Genomic DNA, 25723 nt, shown 5'->3' with positions numbered 1-25723 from the left:
TCGCCCTCCGGCGTTCCGGTGCCGAGGCCCGTCCCGTGCGGGCGGCGCCCGGCGCCTTCGCCGCCCGTGTACGCCGCTCTCGCCGCCCCCTCCGGGGCGTGCGGGGGCGGCTCACGCATGTCCGCACATGCGTGCGTGACACGGCTCCATCAGCGTGTCCACGGACCCGGATACGGTTCAACCTCTTGACGGGAGGGGACCCGAACAGCTCAGCTTAGAGTTCACTAGTTGGACATTGGACGGGGCCTCACCGAAGCGGCCCCGCGCGCAGGAGGTCGTCGTGGAGACTCCAGGGTCGCAGTCGTCGCTGCACCGAGCCAACCTGGAGCGGGTCGTACGTGCCGTGCGCCTTGCCGGATCACTCACGCAGGCGGAGATCGCGCGGACCACGGGCCTGTCCGCGGCGACGGTCTCCAATATCGTGCGCGAGCTCAAGGACGGTGGAACGGTCCAGGTCACGCCCACTTCCGCGGGTGGGCGCCGGGCCCGCAGCGTGTCCCTGAGCGGGGACGCCGGCATCGTGATCGGCGTCGATTTCGGGCATACGCACCTGCGGGTCGCCATAGGAAACCTCGCCCACCAGGTGCTGGCCGAGGAGTCCGAGCCGCTGGACGTGGACGCCTCCTCCACGCAGGGCTTCGACCGGGCGGAAGAGCTGGTCAACCGGCTGATCGCGGCCACGGGCGTCGACCGTTCCAAGATCGCCGGCGTGGGTGTCGGCGTACCCGGCCCGATCGACGTCGAGTCCGGCACGCTGGGCTCCACGGCCATCCTGCCGGGCTGGACGGGCGTCAAGCCCGCCGAGGAGCTGCGGGGGCGCCTCGGCGTGCCGGTGCACGTGGACAACGACGCCAATCTGGGCGCTCTGGGCGAGCTGGTCTGGGGCAGCGGCCGGGGCGTGCGCGACCTGGCCTACATCAAGATCGCCAGCGGGGTCGGCGCGGGCCTGGTGATCAGCGGCAGGATCTACCGCGGCCCCGGCGGCACGGCGGGTGAGATCGGGCACATCACGCTCGACGAGTCGGGCCCGGTCTGCCGCTGCGGGAACCGCGGCTGCCTGGAGACCTTCACCGCCGCCGGGTACGTGCTCCCGCTGCTCCGGCCCAGTCACGGCACCGACCTGACCATGGAGGGCGTCGTACGGCTGGCGCGGGACGGCGACCCGGGCTGCCGCCGGGTGATCGCCGACGTCGGCCGTCACATCGGCAGCGGGGTCGCCAATCTCTGCAACCTGCTGAACCCCAGCCGGGTGGTGCTCGGCGGCGATCTCGCCGAGGCCGGTGAGCTGGTGCTGGGCCCGATCAGGGAGTCGGTCGGACGGTACGCCATCCCCAGTGCCGCGCGTCAACTCTCCGTGCTTCCCGGGGCACTCGGGGGCCGCGCCGAGGTCCTCGGGGCGCTCGCCCTGGCGCTCAGCGAGATGGGTGATTCGACACTTTTGGACGGCACGCTGCACGCGGCCACCCCTGCCTTCACTTAGAGAACGGATGGCACCGTTGCCATCTCGTTAAGGATTTACTTCTTGACGTCGCACGCGCGGCCGAGTTGACTTCCAGCCACCTCGGCCGCAACGACGCGGCCTCGTCAGGGAGGTTTGAAGAAGTGAACACGCGTATGCGTCGTGCGGCTTTCGCCGTTGCTGCTGGTGCCATGGCCGTCTCGCTCGCCGCCTGTGGCAGCGCCAAGGAGTCCGGTGGCGACTCCTCCAAGTCGGCCGGCAGCGAGAAGAAGGGCGACGCCATCAAGGTCGGCCTGCTGCTGCCGGAGAACCAGACCGCTCGTTACGAGAAGTTCGACCGCCCGCTGATCGAGAAGAAGGTCGCGGAGCTGACGAACAACAAGGGCAAGGTCGTCTACGCCAACGCCAAGCAGGACGCCACCCTGCAGAGCCAGCAGGTCGAGACGATGATCACCAACAAGGTGGACGTGCTGATCGTCGACGCCGTGGACGCCGCCGCCATCAAGAACTCGGTGCAGAAGGCCAAGGACGCCGGCATCCCGGTCGTCGCCTACGACCGTCTGGCCCAGGGCCCGATCGACGCCTACACCTCGTTCGACAACGTGACCGTCGGCAAGACCCAGGGCGAGGCGCTGCTCAAGGCGCTGGGCGACAAGGCCAAGTCCGGCAAGATCGTCATGATGAACGGTTCCTCCACCGACCCGAACGCCAAGCAGTTCAAGGACGGCGCCCACTCGGTCCTCGACGGCAAGGTGAACATCGGCAAGGAGTACGACACCAAGGAGTGGAAGCCGGAGAACGCCAACTCCAACATGGAGGGCGCCATTTCCTCCATCGGCAAGAAGAACGTCGTCGGCGTCTACTCCGCCAACGACGGCATGGCCGGCGGCATCATCACCGCCCTGAAGGCCGCCGGCATCTCCGTCCCGGTCACCGGCCAGGACGCCGAACTCGCGGGTGTGCAGCGCATCGTCTCCGGTGAGCAGTACATGAGCGTCTACAAGCCGTACGCCCCCGAGGCCGACGCCGCCGCCGAGATGGCCGTCGCCCTGGCCCAGGGCAAGTCGCTGGACTCGATCGCCAAGGACAAGGTCGACAGCCCCACCACCAAGGGCGTCCCCTCGGTCCTGGTCGAGGTCACCTCGCTGACCAAGGACAACATCCAGGACACCGTCGTCAAGGACGGCGTCTACACCGTTGCCGAGATCTGCACCGCCCAGTACAAGGCGGCCTGCGACAAGATCGGTCTGAAGTAACCGGACCGGTCTGCGGCAACGCGACGCAAGCGCCTCCAGGGTCAGGGGAGTTCGGGGAGTTCACCCCCCGAACCCCCTGACGGGACGCGCCCCCAGGCTCCGCCGGCGCCCCGCGTATCCAAAGCCCCGCAAGCTCGTGCGGGGCGCCGGACGGAACAACCCCCCAAACTTCTGCACAACCTCCCGCCGGGTCAGGCGGCGAAGGAGATGGTTCACTTGTCCGCTACGCCCGTGCTGGCGTTGCGCGGGGTCTCCAAGCGGTTCGGTGCCGTCCAGGCGCTCACCGACGTAGAGCTTGAGGTCCACGCCGGTGAGGTGGTCGCCCTGGTGGGCGACAACGGCGCCGGAAAGTCCACGCTGGTCAAGACGATCGCCGGCGTGCACCCCATCGATGAGGGCCGCATCGAGTGGGACGGCCGCGCGGTCCAGATCAACAAGCCGCACGACGCCCAGAACCTCGGCATCGCGACGGTCTATCAGGACCTCGCGCTGTGCGACAACATCGACGTGGTCGGCAACCTCTACCTGGGCCGGGAGATCCGCCGCCGCGGTGTCCTGGACGAGGTCGAGATGGAGCGCCGCTCCCGCGAACTGCTGGACACGCTGTCGATCCGCATCCCCAGCGTCCGTATTCCGATCGCCTCGCTCTCCGGCGGCCAGCGCCAGGTCGTGGCCATCGCCCGTTCCATGCTCGGCGAGCCCAAGCTGGTCATCCTCGACGAGCCCACCGCCGCCCTCGGCGTGGAGCAGACCGCGCAGGTCCTCGACCTGGTCGAGCGGCTGCGCGAGCGCGGTCACGCGGTGATCCTCATCAGCCACAACATGGCCGACGTCAAAGCGGTCGCGGACAAGGTGGCCGTTCTGCGCCTGGGCCGCAACAACGGTGTCTTCGAGGTCAAGTCGACCTCCCAGGAAGAGATCATCTCCGCCATCACCGGCGCCACGGACAACGCCGTCACCCGCCGTGCGGCGCGCACCAATGGGGAGATCAAGAAGTGAGCATCGACAAGACCTCCACGCCCCCCGAGAGCAGCGCGCTGGAGAACACCGAGGCGGCGGCAGGCGCGGCGACCGTCGTGGACCCCCGGCTGCTGGTGCGCGAACAGGGCTTCGCGGGCTATGTCACCGAGTTCAAGCGCAAGATGAAGGCCGGTGACCTGGGCTCCGTCCCGGTCGTCATCGGTCTGCTGGTCATCTGGATCATCTTCCAGAGCCTGAACTCCAACTTCCTGACCGCGGGCAACCTCTCCGACATCTCCGTCGCCATGGTCGGCACGGGCATGATCGCCGTCGGTATCGTGTTCGTCCTGCTGCTGGGCGAGATCGACCTGTCGGTCGGCTCGGTCTCCGGTGTCGCGGGCGCCACCTTCGCGGTGCTGAACATCACCCACGGGATGAACGAGGTGCTGGCCCTGGTGCTGGCCATCCTCACCGGTACCGCGGCCGGAGCCCTGCACGGCTTCTTCTTCGCGCGCATCGGCGTCCCCGCCTTCGCCGTGACGCTGGCCGGACTGCTGTTCTGGCAGGGCTTCATGCTCCAGATCCTCGGCAGCAACGGCACCATCAACCTCGACGACGGCATCGTCACCAAGCTCACGAGCTACTACTTCACCGACGTCGCCGCCGCCTACGGGCTCGCCGTCGTGGCCGTCGGCGGGTACTTCCTGACCGCGTACCTGGGCAACCGCCGCCGCGAGGCCGCCGGGATCCCGTCCCGGCCGCTCAGCGACATCGTGGTGCGCACCGTGCTGCTGGCCGTCGTCTCCTTCGCCGTGGCGGTCATGTACAACCAGTACAAGGGCCTGCCCCTCGCCGTGGTGATCTTCCTCGCCGTGCTGGTGATCACCGACTTCGTACTCCGCCGCACCGCGTACGGCCGCAAGGTCTTCGCGCTCGGCGGCAGCGTCGAGGCCTCCCGCCGGGCCGGCATCAACGTGGAACTGGTCCGGATCTCGGTCTTCGCGATCGCCGGCACCTTCGCCGCGATCGGCGGTCTCTTCGTCGCTTCGAAGATCGCCTCCGCCAACCAGGGCGCGGGCACCGGCGAGTTCCTGATGAACGTCATCGCCGCGGCCGTGATCGGCGGCACGTCCCTCTTCGGCGGCCGCGGCCGCACCTGGAACGCGCTCCTCGGTGTGCTGGTCATCGTCTCGATCCAGTACGGCCTCGCCCTGGAGGGCATCGCCTCCCCGGTCCAGTACATGATCACCGGTGGCGTGCTGCTGGCGACGGTCGTCATCGACGCCGTGACCCGCAAGACGCAGAAGTCGGCGGGGCGCGCGTAAGCCTCGTCCGCTCCAGGGCTGTGCCCGGCACCCATGGTGGTGCTGGGCACAGTCGTGTCATGGCGGGCACGGCACCGGTACCGCCGTTCGCGTGACGTACGACCCCCGGCCCGGACACCGGGCGCTCGGGCGGAACATTAGACTCGACGAGCCCGGCAACAGCTCGATCAGCTCTACGCAAGGAGGCACGGGTGCCGCTGCTGACCCGCATCAGGGGACCGCGCGATCTGGACCGGCTCAGCCTGGAGGAGCTGGACCAGCTGGCGCAGGAGATCCGGACCTTCCTCGTCACCGAGGTCTCCAAGACCGGCGGCCACCTCGGCCCGAACCTCGGTGTGGTGGAGCTGACCATCGCCCTGCACCGGGTCTTCCACTCGCCCAAGGACAAGGTGCTGTGGGACACCGGCCACCAGTCCTACGTGCACAAGCTGCTCACCGGCCGCCAGGACTTCTCCAAGCTGAAGATGAAGGGCGGTCTGTCGGGCTACCCCTCGCAGGCCGAGTCCGAGCACGACGTCATCGAGAACAGCCACGCCTCCACCGTGCTGGGCTGGGCCGACGGCATCGCCAAGGCCAACCAGCTGCTCGAGCGGGACAGCCACGTCGCCGCGGTCATCGGCGACGGCGCGCTGACCGGCGGCATGGCCTGGGAGGCGCTGAACAACATCGCCGACGCCAAGGACCGTCCGCTCGTCATCGTCGTCAACGACAACGAGCGCTCCTACGCGCCCACCATCGGCGGCCTCGCCAACCACCTGGCGACCCTGCGCACCACCGACGGCTACGAACGCTTCCTGGCCCGCACCCGGGAGGTGCTGGAGCGCACCCCGGTCGTCGGCCGGCCGCTGTACGAGACCCTGCACGGCGCCAAGAAGGGCCTGAAGGACTTCATCGCCCCGCAGGGCATGTTCGAGGACCTGGGCCTGAAGTACGTCGGCCCCATCGACGGCCACGACATCGAGGCCCTGGAGTCGGCGCTGGCCCGCGCCAAGCGGTTCGGCGGTCCTGTCATCGTGCACTGCCTCACCGAGAAGGGCCGCGGCTACCAGCCCGCCCTCCAGGACGAGGCCGACCGCTTCCACGCCGTCGGCAAGATCCACCCCGACACCGGGCTGCCGATCTCGACCTCCGGCGCCGACTGGACCTCGGTGTTCGGCGACGAGATGGTCAGGCTCGGCAAGGAGCGGCGGGACATCGTCGCCATCACCGCGGCCATGCTCCAGCCGGTCGGCCTGGACAAGTTCGCCAAGGCCTTCCCCGACCGGGTCTACGACGTCGGCATCGCCGAGCAGCACGGCGCCGTCTCCGCGGCCGGTCTCGCCCACGCCGGCGTGCACCCCGTCTTCGCCGTCTACGCCACCTTCCTCAACCGCGCCTTCGACCAGGTCCTGATGGACGTGGCCCTGCACAAGTGCGGGGTCACCTTCGTCCTGGACCGGGCCGGTGTCACCGGCACCGACGGCGCCTCCCACAACGGCATGTGGGACATGTCGATCCTCCAGGTCGTCCCGGGTCTGCGGCTGGCCGCCCCGCGCGACGCCGACCAGGTCCGCGCCCAGCTGCGCGAGGCGGTCGAGGTCGACGACGCCCCGACCGTGGTCCGCTTCTCCAAGGGCGCCGTCGGTCCCGCCGTACCCGCGGTGGGCCGCGTCGGCGGCATGGACGTACTGCGCGAGCCCGGCACCGACACCCCGGACGTCCTCCTCGTCTCCGTCGGCGCCCTCGCCCCGATGTGCCTGGAGGTGGCCACGCTCCTCGACAAGCAGGGCATCACCACCACCGTCGTCGACCCGCGCTGGGTCAAGCCCGTCGACGAGGCCATGGCGCCGCTGGCCGCACGGCACCGCGTGGTCGTCACCGTCGAGGACAACTCCCGCGTCGGCGGTGTCGGCTCGGCGGTCTCCCAGGCCCTGCGGGACGCGGGCGTGGACGTGCCGCTGCGCGACTTCGGCATCCCGCCGCGCTTCCTCGACCACGCCTCCCGGGCCGAGGTGCTGGCGGAGATCGGGCTGACCGCGCCGGACATCGCCCGTCAGGTCACGGGCCTGGTCTCCAAGCTGGACGGCCGGTTCGAGCGGCCGGAGGCGGAGGTCGACGCCGAGGTCGAGGCGCAGGTCGACGTGGCGGTGCAGCCCGCGCGCGACTGAGCCGCCGACCGCGCGGACGGCGGCACGGGCCGGTCGTGCCCCCTCTTACGGGTGGCGCGACCGGCCCGTCTGCGTGAACCTGCGAGTGCCGGGGCATACGCATCCCCAGCTCTCTCGATCATGTCGAGCCGGCTCGGCCGGTCCGGGCCAGGTCGAGGACGACACGCAGGGGAGGTCACGCCGTGAGCAGCACGCTCTTCAGGACGAAGAACGTCGAGCAGTCGATCCAGGACACCGAGGAACCCGAGCACGCGCTCAGAAAATCCCTGTCCGCCCTCGATCTGACCGTCTTCGGCGTCGGTGTCATCATCGGTACCGGCATCTTCGTCCTCACCGGCACGGCGGCCAGGAACACCGCCGGCCCCGCCGTCTCCCTGTCCTTCGTCGTGGCCGGGGTGGTCTGCGCGCTCGCCGCGCTCTGCTACGCGGAGTTCGCCTCCACGGTTCCGGTGGCCGGCTCCGCCTACACCTTCTCCTACGCCTCGCTCGGCGAGTTCCCCGCCTGGATCATCGGCTGGGACCTGGTGCTGGAACTCGCGCTCGGCACCGCGGTGGTCGCCGTCGGATGGTCCGGCTACATCCACTCGCTGCTCGACAACGCGGGCTGGCACCTGCCCGAATATCTCAGCGGCCGTGACAACGCGACCGGCTTCGGCTTCGACATCCTCGCCGCCCTCCTGGTCCTGGTCCTCACCGTCATCCTCGTGCTCGGCATGAAGCTCTCCGCGCGGGTCACCACGATCGTCGTCGCCGTCAAGGTGGCCGTGGTGCTCGTCGTGATCATCGCGGGCGCCTTCTTCATCAAGGGCGGCAACTACGACCCGTTCATCCCGAAGGCGCAGCCGGTGCCCGCGGGCGGCACCCTCAAGGCACCGCTCATCCAGCTGATGTTCGGCTGGGCGCCCTCGAACTTCGGTGTGATGGGCATCTTCACCGCCGCGTCCGTCGTCTTCTTCGCCTTCATCGGCTTCGACGTGGTGGCCACCGCGGCCGAGGAGACCCGCCACCCGCAGCGGGACGTGCCGCGCGGCATCCTCGGCTCGCTGATCATCTGCACCGTGCTGTACGTCGCCGTGTCGATCGTCGTCACCGGTATGCAGAAGTACAGCGCGCTGTCCGTGGACGCGCCGCTCGCCGACGCGTTCAAGTCCACGGGACATCCCTGGTACGCGGGCCTGATCAGTTTCGGCGCGGCCATCGGCCTGACCACGGTGTGCATGATCCTGCTCCTGGGCCAGGCCCGGGTCTTCTTCGCGATGAGCCGGGACGGGCTGCTGCCCCGGTTCTTCTCGCACACCCATCCCCGGTTCCGCACCCCGTACCGGCCGACCATTCTGCTCGGCGTGATCATCGCCGTCGTCGCCGGCTTCACCAGCCTGAGCGAACTCGCCGAACTCGTGAACATCGGCACGCTGTTCGCGTTCGTGGTGGTCGCGATCAGCGTGATCATCCTGCGCAACACCCGCCCCGACCTGCCGCGCGCCTTCCGCACCCCCTGGGTCCCGGTGCTCCCGATCCTCTCCGTCTGCGCCTCCCTCTGGCTGATGGTCAACCTCCCCGCCGAGACCTGGCTCCGCTTCGCCATCTGGATGGTCATCGGCTTCGTCGTGTACTTCCTCTACGGCCGCACCCACAGCAGGCTCGGCGAACGCCAGGCGCGGGCAGGCCGCCCGGCGGGCGACTCAGGCGCTTCCTAGTGCTGTGGCCGGGAAGGTTTGCCGGGAAGTTCGCGGCGTCCGGTGCGGTGCACCGGGCGTCGCGAGCCGGTGAACCTTTCCGGTCACAGCACTAGCGGCGGCCGACCGCTCGCGGCGCGGCCGACGGGCCCGGGTTCCTCGTCACCGAGGAGCCCGGGCCCGTTCCTTGTACGCGCGACACCATCCGGAGTTCATCTTCCCGACCACCATTGACTATGGACATCCCTGTACCTACGATCTCGCTTGTCCATGGTTGTCCATACACAAAGCGGTGCGCCCATGAAGATCGCGGTTGTCGGAAGTTATGGAGCCGGCCTCACCATGCGGGTCCCCAAGGCCCCCGCGGCGGGTGAGACCGTCTCGGGCGGGGTGTTCGATCCCGGCCCTGGCGGCAAGGGCAGCAACCAGGCCATCGCCGCCGCCCGGCTGGGTGCCGAGGTCTCGCTGCTGACCGCCGTGGGCGACGACGACTTCGGCCGCTCCGCACGTGCGTTGTGGCAGCGTGAGGGTGTCGGCGCCGCACATGTGCTGACCGCCCAGGCCCCCACGATGGTCGGCTTCATCCTGGTCGAACCGTCCGGTGAGAACCGCATCGCCATCGCCCCGGGCGCCCTGGACGAACTGGACGCCGCCGCCGTCGCACCCTTCCGCGCCGAGATCGCCTCCGCCGACATCCTGGTCGTGTCGATGGAGATCCCCGAGGAGGCCGTGGTCACCGCGCTCCGCCTGGGTCGCGAGACCGGCACGCCGACCCTGCTCAACCCCGCGCCCGCCCGACCGCTTCCCGACGCGTGCTGGCCCCTCATCGACGTGATCACGCCGAACCAGACGGAAGCCCCCGTACTCCTCGGCCTCGACGAGGGCCACGGGCTCGGTGACGGGGAACTGGTTCGCGCCCTGCGGGAGCGCACCGGGGGCGCCGCGGTCCTCACCCGGGGTGGCGAGGGCGCCCTGATCGCCCAGGCCTCCGGCGTGACCGCGGTGCCACCGCACCCGGCCCCCACCGTCGTCGACACCACAGGCGCCGGCGACTCCTTCACCGCGGCCCTCGCCGTCGCCCTCGCCGAGGGGCAGCCCCTCGAGAGGGCGGCCGGGTTCGCCGCAGCCGCGGGCGCCCACACCGTGACGATCGCGGGCGTCGTCCCCGCCCTGCCCACCCGAGACCAGCTGAACGCCCGGATTGGAAGAACCCCGTGACCTCGACGACCTCGAAACCCCCGACCGCCGCGGCGCCGTCGGCCACCGGACCGGCACGACAGCTCCCGCTCGCGCTGCGCAGGCTGCTGCACGCACGCGAGGCCGGCGTCTTCGCCGCGCTCGTCCTGCTCTTCCTGCTGGGCACCGTGCTCTCGCCGACCTTCGCCCAGTCCGACAACCTGCTCTCGGTCGGTCAGCAGATCGCGCAGATCGGCATCATGGCCGTCGGGGCGACGTTCGTCATCCTCAACGGCGAGATCGACCTCTCGGTCGGCTCCACCTACGCCCTCTCCGCGATCTCCACCGGACTGCTCATCTCGGACGGCTGGAACTGGCCCGCGGCGATGCTCGTCGGACTGGCCGTGGGCGTCCTGGCCGGACTGCTCAACGGGCTGGCCGTGGTGGTGCTCGGTGTGCCCTCCTTCATCGTCACCCTGGGCACGCTCAGCGTCTTCCGCGGCGTCGCCCTGCTCATCTCCGACGGGGCCCCGATCTCCCTGAGTTCCTCCCAGCCCGGGGTCGCGGAGTTCAACCTCCTCGGCCAGGGACGGCTCTTCGGGGTGATCCCGATGCAGTTCGTCCTCTTCGCCGCCGTCGCCGCCCTCGGCGTGGTGCTGCTGTCCCGCTCCCGCTTCGGCTTCAACACCTACGCGGTCGGGGGCAACCAGGAGGCCGCCCGCCTCGTCGGCGTCAACGTCAAGCGGGTCAAGCTCACCGCCTTCGTCCTGTCCGGCTTCACCGCCGGCCTCGCCGGCGTACTCGGCCTGTCCTTCCTCTCCTACGTGCAGGGTGTGACCGGCCAGGGGCTGGAACTCACCGTCATCTCCGCCGTCATCATCGGTGGCGCGGCCCTCTTCGGCGGCTCCGGCACCATGTGGGGCACCGTCATCGGCGTCGCCTTCATCGGCCTGCTCCAGAACATCCTCAACATCAAGGGGATCTCCTCCTTCTGGCAGACCGTCGTCACCGGCCTCGTCATCGTCGCCGCCGTCGCGGCCGACACCTGGCAGCGCAAGCGCAAGACCCGCGCCTGACCGCCGTCCGCTTCCCACCTCACGCAGACGCACAGACCCACGGACACGACAAGGGAGTCACGATGTCCCCGCGCACCCTCCTCAGATCCCTCGTCGCCGCGACGGCCGCCGCCGCGGCTCTCACCCTCACCGCGTGCGGCGCCGTCACCGCCGGCGACGCCGCCGGCTCCGGTTCCGGCGACGGCTCCTTCAAGCTCGCCTCGTACATCCAGCAGCGGATCGACGACGACAAGCCGATGCGCATCAAGCTGAGCTACCACGACCCGTCCCTCGCCTTCGCGACACCGATCGGCAGTGGCATGAAGCGGGCCGGCAAGGAGCTGGGGGCCGAGGTCTCCCTCATCGGCCCGACCGGCGGCGACGCCGCCAAGCAGGTCTCCGAGCTCCAGACGCTCATCCAGCAGAAGGCCGTGGACGGGCTCGCCGTCTCCTCCGCCTCCAGCGACGCGCTGAAGCCGGTCATCAGCCAGGCCTACAAGGCGGGCATCCCGATCATCTCGTTCAACACCGACAACCCCGACTCCCAGCAGATGGGCTTCGTCGGCCAGGACCTCAAGGCCTCCGGCAAGGCCGAGGCCGAACAGATGCTCAAGGACCTGAAGGGCACCGGCAAGGGCAAGTCCGTCGTCGTGTTCTCCGTGGACACCGGCGCCGGCTGGTCGCACGACCGGTTCAACGGCTTCAAGGAAGGGCTGGCGGGCAGCGATCTGAAGGTCGTCGGGCCGGTGAACGTCGGCAACGAACCCAACGCCGCCTACAACACGGTCGAGTCCACCATGTCCGGTCAGTCCGGTGTCGTGGCCGTCGCCGGGCTCGACTGCTGCTCGACCACGGCCGCCGCCAAGTGGGTGGCCCAGTCCGGACGCGCCGACGCCATCACGATGGGCGGTTTCGACCTGCTCACCCAGACCGCCGAGTACATCGACCGCGGGGTCCTGGACTTCACCATCAGCCAGAACCCGTCCGAGCAGGGCTACCAGGCGGTCAAGGTGCTGTACGACTTCCTCACCAAGGGCACCGAGATCACCGGTGTGGACACCGGCGCGCAGTTCATCACTCGCAAGAACCTCGACGCCGCGACGGTGGAGGACTGATGGCCGCCGCCCGCGACGCCGCCACGGGCGGCTCGGCACCTCCCGGCACCCCGCCCGCCGCCGCCCCGGCCGTCCGGATCCGGGGCCTGTCCCGGAACTTCGGCCCGGTACGCGCCCTCAGCGACGTCTCCTTCGACGTCCCCGCGGGCGAGGTCACCGCCCTGCTGGGGGAGAACGGGGCCGGCAAGTCGACCCTGCTCAAGATCCTGGCCGGCCTCCAGCCGCCCAGCGACGGCGGCGTCACCGTCTTCGGCGAGGAGGTCACGTCCTTCGACCCGAGCACGATGCTCGGCCGGCACGGCGTCGCGATCGTCCCCCAGGAGCTGTCCCTGCTGCCCGACCGCAGTGTGGCGGAGAACGTGCTGAGCGGGGTCGAGCCGGGCAACCGCTGGTTCCCCTCCCGGCGCCGCATGCTGGAGCGCACCACCGAACTCCTCGCCGAACTCGACCTCCGCCTGGACCCGAACGCCTCCGTGCGGACCCTGGACCTGGCCACCCAGCAACTCATCGTGGTCGCCCGGTCCATCGCCCGGGGCTGCCGCGTGCTGATCCTGGACGAACCCACCGCCATGCTCACCCCGGCCGAGGCCGACCGGCTGTTCGCCCTGATGGACAAGCTCAAGGCGGCCGGGACGACCATGCTCTACGTCTCGCACCGCATGCCCGAGGTGTTCCGCCTGGCCGACCACATCCAGGTGCTGCGCGACGGCACCCACGTCGCCTCCTGGCGGAGCGCGGAGACCAGCCCCGACGAGGCCGTCGCCGCCATGGTCGGTCGTGAACTGGGCCAGTTCACCCGCCGTTCGGAGCGCGGCACCGAGCCCAGCGGCGAACCCGTGCTGAAGGTAAGGGAGTTGAGCGGACACCGGCACAGCGGTGTCTCCTTCGACCTGCGCCCCGGCGAGATCCTGGGCGTGGCCGGACTGCCGGACTCCGGCCGGGTGGAGATGCTGCACCACCTCTTCGGCGGGGACCGCGGGACCGGCGGCACCGTGGAACTGCTGGGCAGGCCCTACGAACGGCGCAACCCGATCGCCAGTGTCGAACGGCGGCTCGCGTTCGTGCCCGGCGAGCGACGCGCCCAGGGGCTGCTGACCACCATGAGCGTCGGCGAGAACATCGGCGCGCTCACCACGAGGACGTTCAGCCGGCTCGGGATCGTCCGCCGCCGTGCCTTCGACGCGCAGTCCGCCGACCAGGCGAAGCGGCTGCGGGTCAAGACCGCCACCATGAGCCAGCCCATCACCAGCCTGTCCGGCGGCAACCAGCAGAAGGCCGTCCTCGGACGCTGGCTGGCGATCAACCCCGGTGTGCTGATCCTCGACGAGCCCACGCGCGGTGTGGACATCGGGGCGAAGGCCGAGATCTACGAGCAGCTGTTCGCCCTCGCCCGGCAGGGCCTGGCGATCCTCTGCTCCTCCTCGGACCTGCCCGAACTGCTGACCCTGACCGACCGGATCGCCGTGATGAGCGAGGGCCGGCTGGTGAGCTGCGTCGACACCGCGGAGGCGACCGAGGAATCCATCATGGCCCTCGCGACCGGAGCGGTGCCGGCGGCGGCCTGAGACCCACAGCCCGACCTGCGAAGACCCCATCGAAAGGAACCCACCGTGAAACGCTCCGGCATCCTCAACGCCGAACTGAGCGGGGCCCTGGCCACGCTCGGCCACACCGACCTGCTGCTGGTCGTGGACGCCGGCTTCCCCATCCCCCGGGACGCGCGCCGCGTCGATCTCGCCCTCGCCGAGAACCTCCCGGATCTGCGGACGGTGCTCGGGCTGATCGCCGACGAACTGGTCGTCGAGGGCGTGGTCCGCGCCGGGGACGTCCCCACCCACAACCCCCGGCTCGACGCGTGGCTTCGCGAACGCTTCTCCGGCGCCGAGTTCACCACCCGTCCGCACGCGGAGGTACTCGGCGAACTGGCCCGGCAGGCCAAGGTCGTCGTCCGCACCGGAGCTTTCGAACCCTGGGGCAACATCGGCCTGTTCTGCGGCGTCGACGCCCCCCGGTGGTTCGGCGGCGAGGGCGTCGTCGTCCCGGACCACTACGCCTCCAAGCTCTGAGCCGCCGCCGGACCCCACGTCCCGGCTCCTGTTTTCCGCGACGGCCCGTCCGTCGAACGCACCCGGCGGCCGTATCGCCGGGAGCCCCACCGCCCTCCACACAGGGAGATCACTCCGTGTCCACCACGACCGTCACCTCTGCCGAACTCGACCTCACCCCCGCCGAGTTGGCCCCCTACATCCAGCACACCAAGATCGATCCGGACGCGACCCGCGACGAGATGGTCGCCCACGCCCAGGAGGCGGTCACCCACGGTTTCAACGCCGCGATGGTTCCCGCCTCCTGGCTTCCCGTCGTGGTGGCCGAGCTGCGCGGCACCGGGGTCGGGGTCGCCTCCGCCCTGGACTTCCCGACCGTCGGCGTCATGACCAGCGCGGGCAAGGCCGCCGAGGCCGCGGAGATAGCCCGGCTCGGCGCGACCCAGCTCGACATCGGCGTCCAGGTCGGCTGGCTCAAGAGCGGCCGCTACGACGACTTCCGCGAGGACATCGCGGGCGTGGTCCGGGCCTCGGGCCTGCCCGTCAAGGTCATGCTGGAACTGCCGCTGCTCACCGACGACGAGAAGGAGACCGCCGTCGAGCTCGCCATGGAGGCGGGTGCCGCCTTCCTGAAGAACGCCAGCAGCGGACAGATCGAGACTGCGAACCCGGCGAGCGTTCGCTACCTTGTTGACCGGGCGCGGAACGGGGTTCAGGTGAAGGCGTCCGGGTCCATCAAGACCTACCGGCAGGGCCTGGAACTCCTGCGCGCGGGTGCCTCGCTGCTCGGGACCAGCGCCGGTCTGGCGATCGTCACGGACACCGGTGACGAGTCGACCGTCAGCTACTGACCGGCCGCTGCCGCCGCACCCCGCCCGCACCCCGCGGCCGGGGTGCGGCTCCCCATTTTCCGGAGCGACGCCCGTCCTCCGGTGAGACCGGAGAAGGAGATGCGACGACTGTGACGGCCGACAAAGGGGGGCTTCCGGGCATCAAGCGTGACGTCCCCACGGCGATCCACGTCCAGATCTCGGAACACATCCGACTGCGTATCGCCAGCGGCGAGTGGCCGGCGCACTACCGCCTCAAGAGCGAGCCGGAACTGGCTCAGGAGTTCGGCGTCAGCCGCGGCACCCTGCGGCGCGCCCTGACCACGCTCATCGAGGAGGGCCTGCTGCGGCAGGTGCGCGGGCGGGGCACGTTCGTCACCTCGACGACGATCGAACCGGCGATCGCCCAGAAGCTGAGCACCCTGTCCGAGGACTTCGCCAGCCAGGGAGTCGTCACCACCACGTCGGTGCGGGAGTGCTCGCTGATCATTCCGCCCCGGCCCGTCGCGGCCCTGCTGGACGTCGCCCCCGGTACCCGCGTCCTGCGCCTGGTGCGGGTGCGCAGCACCGGCGAGGGGCCGGTCGCGCTGCTGTTCAACTTCGTGCGCACGGACGTCGCGCCCGGCATCGAAGAGGTGGACTTCACCACCTCCAGTCTCTTCGGGGTCCTGGAGGGCACCTACGGGCTGAAGATCGCCACGGCCCGCCGGACCTTCAGCGCGGAGGCCGCCACCGCCGATGTCGCCGATGCCCTGGCACTGCCCGAGGGCGCCCCCGTGCAGTACCTCCAGCAGGTCACCTACCTCGCCGACGACCGTCCGGTGGAGTACTCGGACGTCTGGATCCACAGCGGCCGGCTGAGGGTCACCTCGCTGCTGCTGCGCAGATGACGACGGCGCCGGGGCCGTTCGGCGAGCACCCCCCGGGCGGCCGGCGCTCTCCTGCTCGGTAGGGTTCGGGCAGGTACGGGGACGGACGGGCCACCCCGGCGGCAGCGGCCGGAGGGGGAGCGGGTGACGACGACCCTGATCGCCGAGGTGGCACTGGTCACCACGCTGGCGTCGTTCGCGCAGGCGCTGAGCGGCTTCGGGTTCGCGCTGGTGGCGGTGCCGCTGCTGACCCTGCTGACCAGCCCGCAGAACGCCATCGTCGTGGTCACTGCGCTGGGCGGGGTGCTCTCGCTGGCGGTCTGCGTCCATCAGAGAGAGCACGTCAGTGTGCGCACCGCGGGCCTGGTGAGCGCGGCGGGACTGGTGGGCATGCCGCTCGGGCTGCTCGCGGTGACGGTGCTCGGGGCCCGCTCGCTGTCGGCCCTCATCGCCTGTGTGGTGCTGGTGTTCGCCGTCCTGATCGGCCGCGGCCTGACCTTCCGCCGCGGTACGGGCCCCACCATCGCCTCGGGTTTCGCCAGCGGGGCGCTGCTGACCGCGACCGGTATGAACGGGCCGCCGCTGGTCGCCACCTTCCAGGCCATGGGCCTGGCGCCCCGGGAGTTCCGGGCGACCCTCCAGGCCACGTTCTGCGTCCAGGACGCCCTGGCCCTCGCCGGATTCCTCGCCGTCGGCCGGCTGACCACGGACGGCCTCCTGCTGACCGGTGCGGGGCTTCCCGGCCTGCTGGTGGGCTGGTGGCTGGGAGACCGCCTCTTCGCCCGCACGGATCCCACCCGCTTCAAACGGATCGTTCTGGGCGTCCTGGTGGCCAGCGCCTGTGTGGCCCTGTACCAGGCCACGCTGAACTGACCCGCCGCGGCACCGGGATTCAGGCCCTGCCCTGACCGGCGGTCAACGCTCCCGACCGGAGGTGTCCTGGTCGCCGGGGCCGTACACCGCGCGGGGACCCACCGTGGTGGCGCCCGTCGCGGTCACTCTGCGGCGGAGTTCGCGGTCCGCGGTGACGACCACGCGGGACCGGTCCGCCGTGGCGGCGGCCAGTCGGACGATGTGGTCGTCGCCGTTGCCGGGGGCTTCCTCGACCCGTACGCCGGGTACGGACGGTACGCCTCGCGCGGCGCCCTCCAGGACCAGGACGATGTCCAGCGGACCGGGCACGCCGGGAACGCCTTCCTCGACGTACCCGGTGAGCCGGTCGCGCAGGCGTTCGGCGGCGGCCCGCCGGTCGCGCCACCACCCGTCCGGGACGGAGCCGACGACGTTGGCCCCGTCGACGATCAGCAGGGTCGGCATCCTGGGTCGGTCCTTCCGGTCGGGATCAGACGCGGTACCAGTGTCCGTGACGTCGTGGGCCCGTGGGCTTCTCGCCCGGCCCGTCCCGACCGGCGGAGGCCGGCCCGTGGATGCGTGCGGCCTCGCTGGACGGATCAACCGCCCGTCGCCGGGGACTTCTTGGCGGACTCCGGGATGGTGGAGTCGTTGCGGAGCGCCTTCCACAGCTCCGTCGCCTGGGGCTCCGCGGCCACGACGCGGTTGGGGTCGATCTTGTCGTACATCACCGGCAGCATGATCGTCTCCATGCTGGAGGGGTCGACCCCGTTCAGGCTGCGCCCGAACTCCGCCAGCTTGGTGAGAGAGGCGAGATCGGAGTCGGTGGTGAGGGCCGCGGTGAGCTTGTCGGCGATCTTGTACGTCTTGGTGGGGCTGCCCAGGAGGTCCTGCTTCTTGATCTCGCTCAGCAGGGCCAGCATGAACTGCTGCTGGAGGCTGATGCGTCCGAGGTCGCTGCCGTCGCCGATGCCGTGCCGGGTGCGGACGAACTGCAGGGCCCGGGTGCCGTCCAGGCGGTGGGTGCCGGCGGTGAGGTCCAGGCCGCTGGACTTGTCGTGGATGTCCTGGTCCACGGTGACGGTGACCCCGCCTATCGCGTCCACCAGCCCCTGGAAGCCGGCGAAGTCGATCTCCATGTAGTGGTCCATGCGGATGCCGGACATCTGCTCCACGGTCTTCACCACACAGGCCGGGCCGACCTGTCCGTAGATGGAGTTGAACATCACGCGCTTCGCCGACGCCACCGTGGTGCCGTCGGACTTCGTGCACTCGGGCCGGGTCACCAGGGTGTCGCGCGGAATGCTGATGGCGACGGCCTCGGTGCGGCCCTCGGGTATGTGCATCATCAGCGCGGTGTCGGAGCGCGCGCCGGCCACCTTGCCGGTGTTGAGCGCGGCGTTGTCGCCGGCGCGGGAGTCGGAGCCGAGGATCAGGATGTTCTGCCCGGAGGTGGGCAGCTTCTCGGGCCGGTCGTCGCCGATGGCGTTTTCGATGTCGACGCCCTTGATGTTGCCGTTCAGGCCGCTGTACAGCCAGTACACCGTCCCCGCCCCGGCCGCGACCAGCACGGCCATGGAGAGCAGGATCCACCGGCCGGTGCGACGCCGGCGACGGGGAGTCCCGTCCTGGTCGGGCCGGTGCGGGCTGCGGGGGCTCTCGACGGCTGGGGTTGTCATGGCGCGCTGTCCTCGTCTCCTCGTGCCCGGGCAGGGAGCGCTCGGGCTATCGGACAGACCCGTGACCCATGGGGGGCGTTGTACGGCAGTGGCATACATCACACACCGTGCCGACGGGTGTTGAAGTGACTGCCGACCGGGGTCGCGGCGCCGCGTTCCGGGACCGATTCACGCCGGAAACGCGTATGTATTGTTCATGTGATGTGAGAGTTTCATGTCCCCGCGTCGAATTCGGGCGGGTTCTTCCAGGGGGTCCGTCATGGCGATGCGAGGCCGGCCGGCGCGGGTGGCGCAGGGGCGTCGTTCCGCTCCGTCCGCCGAGGCCGCGTCATCTCCCGTCGTGACCGGTGCCGTTGAGGGAAGCTGGCTCGTGCGGGGCGAGGACGGACGGCTCACCGCCTACGCCCGCTGCCCGGACGGACTGCTGCGCTGGACCGAGACCCGGCCGGGCGGCCCGGACTGGTCGGGACCCGACCTGTTTCCGGTCGCCGGCCTCACGCATCTCACCGTCGCCCAGGGGGCCGACACCTACGTCCACTTCCTCGGCCGCCGGGAACGGCGCGGCGCCGACGGCGCGGTGCGCGTCGACGTGGTGCACGCGATCCAGTACCAGAGCGGGCGTCCCGTCACCGAATGGCGCTCCGTGGGCAATCCGCACCGCGAGCCGGACAGGGCGGCCCGGCTCGGGGCGCCCGCGGGTGCCGTGGACGCCATGGGCACCGTGCATGTCTTCGTGCGCAACGCGGGCGGCGGGCTGATGATGCGCCGGGAGGGCAAGGGCGGCGGCTGGGAGCCCTGGACCGACCTCCGGGGCTCGGACCTGCGGGACGGACTGGCCACCGCGGTCACGTCCACCGGCCATGTCGAGGTGTTCGCGCCCACCGCCGACGCGCTCGCGCACTGGATCCAGCCGGAGCCCGGCGCCGTGCCGCAGCGCTCCCACGACATGCGGCCGGGCCCGCTCCCCGGATCCGTCACCGCCGTGGAGACCGCTCCAGGACGGCTCACCTGCTTCTGGACGGACGCGTCCGGATACGGCTTGCTCTCTCACCGCCGCGGCTCCTGGCTCATCACGCTGGGCGGCACTCCCTCGGACGGCGCCAACGCGGTGCTGCGCACCACTGTCGACGGATACGACTGCACGGTGATCGCCCATCGTGGCGCGGCCGGCGGAATCCTGTTCGGCGTGTGCGGCACGGAGGCCGAGTCGTCGGGCATGTGGTGGACCGACGCCGGCGGGAACGCCGCCGGCGCGCCGGCCCTGGCGCACGACGGGCACGGCCGGGTGGTGGTGGCGGCCTTCGGCCCGGACGGCGCGCTCCGTCTCGCCCGGCAGGCACCCGAACCGGGCCTGGTGCTCATGGACTGGGTGCGGGTCTGACATACCGTCCGGAGGCCGTTGAGCAGGCGTTCCGCAAAAAGGTTGTACAGATGTGGCCTTTATGACAGACGGTTCGCAGAAACCGATTACTTCTGGACAGTCTGAGAAGCAGATGTAAACATTCTGTCCGATCGGTAAGCCTCAGGTGTACCGCTGGTCGACATGAGGTGGAGGCCGCGGGCAGGGCGGGGGACGTGCGCCGGGCATTCTGTGCCGGCCTCGAGCTGGGTGGGTGCGGAAGTCGGGTGAGCCTCAACAATCCCGAGGCGAGTGCGCTCGTGTCGGCGTATCGGTCGTTGGTTCCCGTGGGGGCCCGGCGCCGGATACCGGGCCCACTGCGCACGTCGGTGAAACGTTCGCTCGCCTCCGCCGACGCCATGCGCTCCGCCGTCATGGTGCGGGCGATGGGCGGTCAGGGCCGAGGCGGCAAGCGCACGTCCGACGGTCCTCTGCGCGTCGTACGGGAAGCCGGAAAGCACCTGCGCGCGGTGGAGGTGCCCGGCGCCACCGCGTGGGCCGCCCGTGCGCGCAACCTCCACATCGTGGTCTCCCTGCTGGAGGAAGCCGGGATCGACTACTTCTGCGTCCGCGGCGCGAAGTCGTCCGTGGTGCCGTGCGTGGCCGTTCCCGCCCGGCGGCGGGCCGACTTCGAGGAACTGCTCCAGCTCGCCTTCGTGGAGCACCCCGGATACATCGGGACCTCCCCGGCGCAGTTGCGTCCCGGGTCCGCGCCGGGAAGCTGGCGGGCGCTGCGCGGGCAGGACGTGCTGCGGGTGACGTGGGTCGTCTGCGACCCCAGCGCGCGCCTGGTGTTCGGCGGCGAGTACGGCTGCGACATCGAGTTCTGGACCGAGCGGGACGGCCTGCTCGTCGCGCCGCGGCCCAACAAGGTGGCGACCGAGGTCCCGCTGGACGCGGGCCGCTGCTGGGCGGAGCAGAAGCGTTTCAGCGCGGTGCCCGGCCCCTACACCACCGGCCGGGCGCGCACCCTGCCCGAGTTCGTGGCCGCGCTGCCGGACGACCACCTCTTCCCGATCGACGTCGTCTACACCTGGGTGGACGACTCGGACACGGTCTGGCGGGCCCGCCGCGACGCGGCCCGCGGGCAGCTCACCTCCGCCCGGGAGGGCGCTCTGCACGAGCAGGCGGCCAACGACGCCCGCTACACCAGCCGGGACGAGCTGAGGTACTCGCTGCGCTCGATCCACCAGTACGCGCCCTGGGTGCGCAACATCTTCCTGGTCACGGCCGGCCAGGTGCCGTCGTGGCTGAACACGGACTTCCCCGGGATCCGCGTGGTGGACCACCGCGAGATCTTCTCCGACCCCAGTGCGCTGCCGACGTTCAACTCCCACGCGATCGAGAGCCAGTTGCACCACATACCCGAGCTCTCGGAGCACTTCCTGTACCTGAACGACGACGTCTTCTTCGGGCGGCCCGTGCATCCGGGCCACTTCTTCCACGCCAATGGGCTGACCAAGTTCTTCCAGTCCAAGGCCCTGATCCCGTCCGGGCGGACCAGCGCGGAGGACCTGCCCGTCAACGCGGCGGGCAAGAACAGCCGCGGCCTGATCGCCCAGTACTTCGGCACCGTCATCTCCCAGAAGATGAAGCACACGCCGCACGCGCTGCGGCGCAGTGTGCTGGCCGAGATCGAACAGGTCTACAACCAGGCGCACCGGGTGACCCAGCACTCCCGCTTCCGCTCGCCCAGCGACGTACCGATCGCCTCTTCCCTGCACCACTACTACGCCTACCACTCGGCACGCGCCACGGTCGGTGACATCCGCTACGTCTACATCGACCTGGCGGACGGGCTGGCCCAGCGCCGGCTCGACACCCTTCTGGCCCGCCGCAACTTCGACACCTTCTGCATGAACGACACCATCACCGCCGCCGACCCCGAGGCCCAGTCCCGCATGGTCGCCACCTTCCTGGAAAACTACTTCCCAGTAGCCAGTCCCTTCGAGACAGCCTCCGGCGCCGTGGCGCCGCGCAGGCCGGCCCCTGCGGCAGAACTGGGGTACGCGGGCTCATGACCTCCCGATCCAAGCGCCCCGCCACGACCGCCGGCGGGGCCGGTCGCCCGCGCCGCCGCCTGCGCGCCGGAGCCGTCGCCCTGCGCAACCGGCTGCTGGGTGTCCTCGTCCCGCTGCGCAGCAGGCGCGCCGCCCAACTGCGCTACGCCGCGATCCTCGACGGCCAGACGGTGAACCTGCACGCCGAGTTGCCCGCCCGCGCGGGCCTGCCCGAGCGGGCGGAGGTCGTCCTGCAGCGCGGGCGCCGCCGTTATCCTGGCGAGGCCCGTCTCCACGAGGGCCCGGCCGGCGAGATCCTGGTCGACGCCGCGGTCCTGCTGGGCGCCGACGTCGGCGGTGTGCCCGTCGGCACCGGACGCTGGCGGCTGAGGCTGCGGGTGCACACCGGCCGCCGCTCGCGCACGCTCCCGCTGCTGCTGCTTCAGCCGCCCGTGCCCTACGAAGGACCCACCAAGCCGATGACGGCCTCGCCGGTCACCGGCGAACGCCACCGGCTCGGCCGCTCCTTCCGCGGCAGCGCACGGGTGGTCAGCACCGCTGCCCGGCCCGCCGTGGAAGTGGCCAAGGTGCACCTGACGCACGCCGGGGTCACCGTCGACTTCCGCGTCCTGGGCACCCGGGTCGAAGCGCCCTGGGTGGACTTCGTCGCCTCCGGCCGCCGGATCGAGCAGGCGGTCACCGCGCTCGGCCCCGACGGCTTCCGCGTCACCGTCCCGCTGGGGGAGATGCCGCCCCGCGGCAGCCGCCCCGACCACTGGGACGTCGTCCTGCGCGACCGCGACGGACGCTCGATGCGGCTGGGACGCAGGCTGCACGACGTACGCAACCCGCTGCGCGTCTTCGCCATGCGCAGCCTCGCCATCACACCGCCCGGCCAGGCGCCGCTGATCGTCCAGCCGCGCTACACCCCCGCCGGTAACTTCCGGGTCACCTGCACGCGCATGCCCGAGGCGGGCCGGACCGACTGATGAAGATCACGTTTCTGCTGACCACGGCCGACGCCGTCGGCGGCACCGAACGGGCCGTGTTCAACCAGGCCTCCGAGCTCGCCGCCCGGCACGAGGTGCGGGTGCTCAGCGTCTTCAGGAGCAGGCGCGAGCAGTTCTTCACGCCCGACGAGCGGGTCCGTGTCGACTACCTGGTCGACCTCACCTCCCGCCCGCCCCGCCCGGTGCGCCGGACCTCGGTGGACGACTCGGTGTGGGCCGGACTGGCCGCTCAGCCCAGCCGGATCGTCGACCCTTCCTGGGAGTCGGCGTTCAACCGGCTGTCGGACCTGGAACTCGAACTCGCGCTCCAGGACACCGACACGGACGTCCTGGTCACCACCACGCCCGCGCTGATGGCGCTGGCCGTCCACCTCGTCCCCGCCCACGTCGTCACCGTCCACCAGGAGCACCGCGTCTCCGAACTGCGCGGCACCAGCGGCGAGCCGCTGCGCCGCTACGCCTCCCGGTTGGACGCGTTGGCGGTGCTGAGCGAGCGCACCCGGGACTGGTTCGCCGAGACCCTGGGCGACGCCGCTCCCCGCCTGGAGGTCGTGCCCAACGCCCTGCCCAGCGGCTTCCGGCCCCGTTCGACGCTGAAGACCCGGACGGTGGTGATCGCCGGCCGGCTCGTGGCGGAGAAGCAGATCGACCACGCCGTCACGGCCTGGGCGACCGTCGCGCAGGCGTACCCGGACTGGCAGCTGCGGATCTTCGGCGACGGGCCGCTCAGCGGTGCCCTGCGCCGCCAGATCGAGATGCTCGGACTGCACGACTGCGTGCAGCTCAACGGCAACTCCCCCCATCTGGCGGAGGAGTGGGCCAAGGCCAGCATCGCGGCACTCACCTCCCGCAACGAGGCGTTCGGCCTGGTCCTCGCGGAGGCGCATGCGGCCGGTGTCCCGGTGGTCTCCTACGACGCGCCCAACGGCCCGCGCGAGGTGGTCATCGACGGGCAGACCGGCGTCCTCGTCCCGCCCGGCGACACCGACGCCCTCGCCTCCGCGCTGATGCTGCTCATCCAGAACTCCGAGCTGCGGCAGCGGATGGGCGCCGCGGCCCTGGCGTCCGTCAACCGCTTCTCGCCCACCGTGGTCACCGCCCACTGGGAGCGCGTCCTCCACGAACTCGTGGCCCAGCGGGACAGCGGCGCCCGCGCGGTCCTCAAGGCCGAACGCGAGGCCCTGCACGCCTTCCGCAGCGGGTCCGACGGCATCGTGCCCGCGGCGGCCGCCACTCCGGCCACCACCGTGCGCACCTCCGACCAGCGCGCGCTGGAAGGACGCCTGCTCAAGCGGCGCGGCCTGGTGCAGGACGGCGGCCAGGTCTGCCGCCTGATGGAGTGGCAGTCCCCGTGGGACGTCGTCCAGCAGAACCTGGCCCTGGTGGCCGACGCGCTCGAAGAGGCCGACATCCCCTACTTCGTCGTACGCGACCACCTCGTACGGCACACCGTCGCGGTGCACGCCGTGCACCGCGAGGCGGTGTTCAAGGCCCTCGCCGAACGGTACGCCAAGGAAGCCGTGTACGCCGCCGTGCTCAACGAGGGGCAGAAGACGGTCGCCACCGTCCTCGCCGGTCTCGTCGCGCCGTACGCCGACACCCCCTCGTCCGGTGTTCGGGTGTACCAGAACGTGGTCTCCCACTCGCGCATCCTGCGGCTCGGCGCCGTCTACGGCTGCACCGTGTCCTTCTGGGACACCGACCCCGACGACGAGTCCGGGGCGCACCTGAAGGCTCCCGCGCGCACGCTCATCGGAGACCGGGTGCCGAACAGCGCCCTGCGCCGGCGCCCGATCACTCTCGGCAACCGCCACTACCCGACGATCGACGCCTTCCAGCACGTGCTGCACGGAGACGTCGACTTCCCCGTGGACGCCGTCTACACCTGGGTGAACGGCGCCGACGTCTCGTGGCTGGAGCGCAAGAACGCCGTCCTGGCCGCCATGGGCATGGAGACCGAGGACGCGGCCACGAGCGCGGCCCGGTTCCGGGACCGGGACGAACTGCGCTACTCCCTGCGCTCCATCGACATGTACGCGCCCTGGATCCGGAACATCTACCTCGTCACCGACCAGCAGGTACCGTCCTGGCTCGACCTCTCGCACCCGCGTGTGCGCGTCGTGGACCACACCGAGATCTTCGCCGGGCGCGGCGCGCTGCCCACGTACAACTCCCATGCCATCGAGAGCCAGTTGCACCACATCGAGGGCCTGGCCGAGCACTTCCTCTACTTCAACGACGACGTGTTCGTCGGGCGGACCCTCCAGCCCGGCACGTTCTTCCACGGCAACGGGCAGGCGAAGCACTTCATGTCGCCCACCTCCGTCCCGATGGCCCCGCCCTCCTACGAGGACGAGTTCAACATCAGCGCCGCGAAGAACAACCGCGCGCTTGTCGAGGAGTCCTTCGGGCAGACGCTGGTGCACTCGTTCCTGCACGCGCCGCACCCGCTGCGCCGCAGCGTCCTGGCCGACATCGAGGAGCACTACCAGGAGGCGGTGGCGACCACCGCAGCCAACCGGCTGCGCAGCCACAGCGACGTGTCCGTGGCGTCCTCGCTGCACCACTACTACGGGTTCCACACACTGCGCAGCGTCCCCGGCAGCATCTCGTGCGGTTTCGTCAACGTCGGCCTGAGCGAGCACGCCCCCCGGCTGAACCGGATCCTCAACGTCCGCCCGCACGACGTGTTCTGCCTGAACGACTACCACGACGGCGACGTGCCCGAGGACGAGCAGGACGCCGTCCTCGCCGCGTTCCTGCCCAGCTACTTCCCGGTGCCGAGCCAGTTCGAGACCGGATCGCAGCGCAACCAGCTCGCCCACGAGGGCCGCCTGCCGGACTGGCCGCTGTGACCTCCGGCAGCCCGG

The 25723-nt window shown here is 70.7% G+C and carries 20 protein-coding genes; 18 read left to right on the top strand and 2 right to left on the bottom strand.

The window, feature by feature from the left end:
- Positions 1-280 precede the first annotated feature (280 nt).
- The 14 genes from TNCT6_RS06045 to TNCT6_RS05980 all read left to right on the top strand — a co-directional run bounded on the left by TNCT6_RS06045 (position 281) and on the right by TNCT6_RS05980 (position 16786).
- Positions 281-1480, top strand: coding sequence for an ROK family transcriptional regulator (locus TNCT6_RS06045; protein ID WP_141357332.1), 1200 nt, complete (start codon positions 281-283; stop codon positions 1478-1480).
- 134 nt (positions 1481-1614) lie between these two features.
- Positions 1615-2715 (top strand): sugar ABC transporter substrate-binding protein, encoded by a 1101-nt coding sequence (locus tag TNCT6_RS06040; protein WP_172632814.1) that lies wholly within the window; start codon positions 1615-1617, stop codon positions 2713-2715.
- Positions 2716-2922: 207 nt separating this feature from the next.
- Positions 2923-3714 (top strand): ATP-binding cassette domain-containing protein, encoded by a 792-nt coding sequence (locus TNCT6_RS06035; protein ID WP_141357328.1) that lies wholly within the window; start codon positions 2923-2925, stop codon positions 3712-3714.
- Positions 3711-5000: a sugar ABC transporter permease gene (locus TNCT6_RS06030; RefSeq protein ID WP_141357326.1), complete on the top strand. Its 1290-nt coding sequence runs from the start codon at positions 3711-3713 to the stop codon at positions 4998-5000. Before TNCT6_RS06035 ends, TNCT6_RS06030 begins: the two co-directional genes overlap by 4 nt.
- A gap of 191 nt (positions 5001-5191) precedes the next feature.
- Complete coding sequence (gene dxs / locus TNCT6_RS06025) at positions 5192-7147, top strand: 1-deoxy-D-xylulose-5-phosphate synthase (RefSeq protein WP_141357324.1); 1956 nt, start codon at positions 5192-5194, stop codon at positions 7145-7147.
- A gap of 182 nt (positions 7148-7329) precedes the next feature.
- A complete protein-coding gene (locus TNCT6_RS06020) occupies positions 7330-8844 on the top strand; it encodes an amino acid permease (protein WP_141357322.1) in 1515 nt (504 codons plus the stop codon).
- Between the two features lie 279 nt (positions 8845-9123).
- Positions 9124-10041 carry a ribokinase gene (locus TNCT6_RS06015; RefSeq protein ID WP_141357320.1) on the top strand — a complete coding sequence of 306 codons (918 nt, stop codon included), beginning with the start codon at positions 9124-9126 and terminating at the stop codon, positions 10039-10041.
- Positions 10038-11075, top strand: a complete 1038-nt coding sequence (locus TNCT6_RS06010) for an ABC transporter permease (RefSeq protein ID WP_141357318.1) — start codon at positions 10038-10040, stop codon at positions 11073-11075. Before TNCT6_RS06015 ends, TNCT6_RS06010 begins: the two co-directional genes overlap by 4 nt.
- Positions 11076-11137: 62 nt before the next feature.
- Positions 11138-12169: a substrate-binding domain-containing protein gene (locus TNCT6_RS06005; protein WP_141357316.1), complete on the top strand. Its 1032-nt coding sequence runs from the start codon at positions 11138-11140 to the stop codon at positions 12167-12169.
- Positions 12169-13734 (top strand): sugar ABC transporter ATP-binding protein, encoded by a 1566-nt coding sequence (locus tag TNCT6_RS06000; protein WP_141357314.1) that lies wholly within the window; start codon positions 12169-12171, stop codon positions 13732-13734. Before TNCT6_RS06005 ends, TNCT6_RS06000 begins: the two co-directional genes overlap by 1 nt.
- Positions 13735-13779: 45 nt before the next feature.
- Positions 13780-14235 (top strand): D-ribose pyranase, encoded by a 456-nt coding sequence (rbsD, locus tag TNCT6_RS05995; protein ID WP_141357312.1) that lies wholly within the window; start codon positions 13780-13782, stop codon positions 14233-14235.
- Positions 14236-14351: 116 nt separating this feature from the next.
- Complete coding sequence (gene deoC / locus TNCT6_RS05990; protein WP_141357310.1) at positions 14352-15065, top strand: deoxyribose-phosphate aldolase; 714 nt, start codon at positions 14352-14354, stop codon at positions 15063-15065.
- Between the two features lie 110 nt (positions 15066-15175).
- Positions 15176-15934, top strand: a complete 759-nt coding sequence (locus TNCT6_RS05985) for a GntR family transcriptional regulator (protein WP_141357308.1) — start codon at positions 15176-15178, stop codon at positions 15932-15934.
- 123 nt (positions 15935-16057) lie between these two features.
- Positions 16058-16786 (top strand): sulfite exporter TauE/SafE family protein, encoded by a 729-nt coding sequence (locus TNCT6_RS05980; RefSeq protein WP_172632813.1) that lies wholly within the window; start codon positions 16058-16060, stop codon positions 16784-16786.
- A gap of 42 nt (positions 16787-16828) precedes the next feature.
- Here the strand turns inward: TNCT6_RS05980 and TNCT6_RS05975 are convergent, their stop codons facing one another.
- Complete coding sequence (locus TNCT6_RS05975) at positions 16829-17230, bottom strand: NYN domain-containing protein (protein WP_141357304.1); 402 nt, start codon at positions 17228-17230, stop codon at positions 16829-16831.
- Between the two features lie 134 nt (positions 17231-17364).
- Positions 17365-18444, bottom strand: a complete 1080-nt coding sequence (locus TNCT6_RS05970) for an LCP family protein (RefSeq protein ID WP_141357302.1) — start codon at positions 18442-18444, stop codon at positions 17365-17367.
- 340 nt (positions 18445-18784) lie between these two features.
- Here TNCT6_RS05970 and TNCT6_RS05965 point away from each other — a divergent pair, with 340 nt between their 5' ends.
- From TNCT6_RS05965 to TNCT6_RS05950, 4 genes are all read left to right on the top strand, one after another.
- On the top strand, positions 18785-19825 hold the full coding sequence (locus tag TNCT6_RS05965) for a hypothetical protein (RefSeq protein ID WP_253266035.1): 1041 nt from the start codon (positions 18785-18787) through the stop codon (positions 19823-19825).
- Positions 19826-20202: 377 nt separating this feature from the next.
- Complete coding sequence (locus TNCT6_RS05960) at positions 20203-21864, top strand: stealth family protein (protein ID WP_253266387.1); 1662 nt, start codon at positions 20203-20205, stop codon at positions 21862-21864.
- Positions 21861-22832, top strand: a complete 972-nt coding sequence (locus TNCT6_RS05955; protein ID WP_141357298.1) for a hypothetical protein — start codon at positions 21861-21863, stop codon at positions 22830-22832. The genes TNCT6_RS05960 and TNCT6_RS05955 overlap by 4 nt, the downstream gene beginning before the upstream one ends.
- Positions 22832-25708 carry a stealth conserved region 3 domain-containing protein gene (locus TNCT6_RS05950; RefSeq protein ID WP_141357296.1) on the top strand — a complete coding sequence of 959 codons (2877 nt, stop codon included), beginning with the start codon at positions 22832-22834 and terminating at the stop codon, positions 25706-25708. Before TNCT6_RS05955 ends, TNCT6_RS05950 begins: the two co-directional genes overlap by 1 nt.
- Positions 25709-25723 lie beyond the last annotated feature (15 nt).

The organism is Streptomyces sp. 6-11-2 (genome assembly GCF_006540305.1).
Lineage (GTDB): Bacteria > Actinomycetota > Actinomycetes > Streptomycetales > Streptomycetaceae > Streptomyces.
Note: the sequence above shows the minus strand (reverse complement) of the source record. Positions and strands in the feature narration are given on the sequence as shown.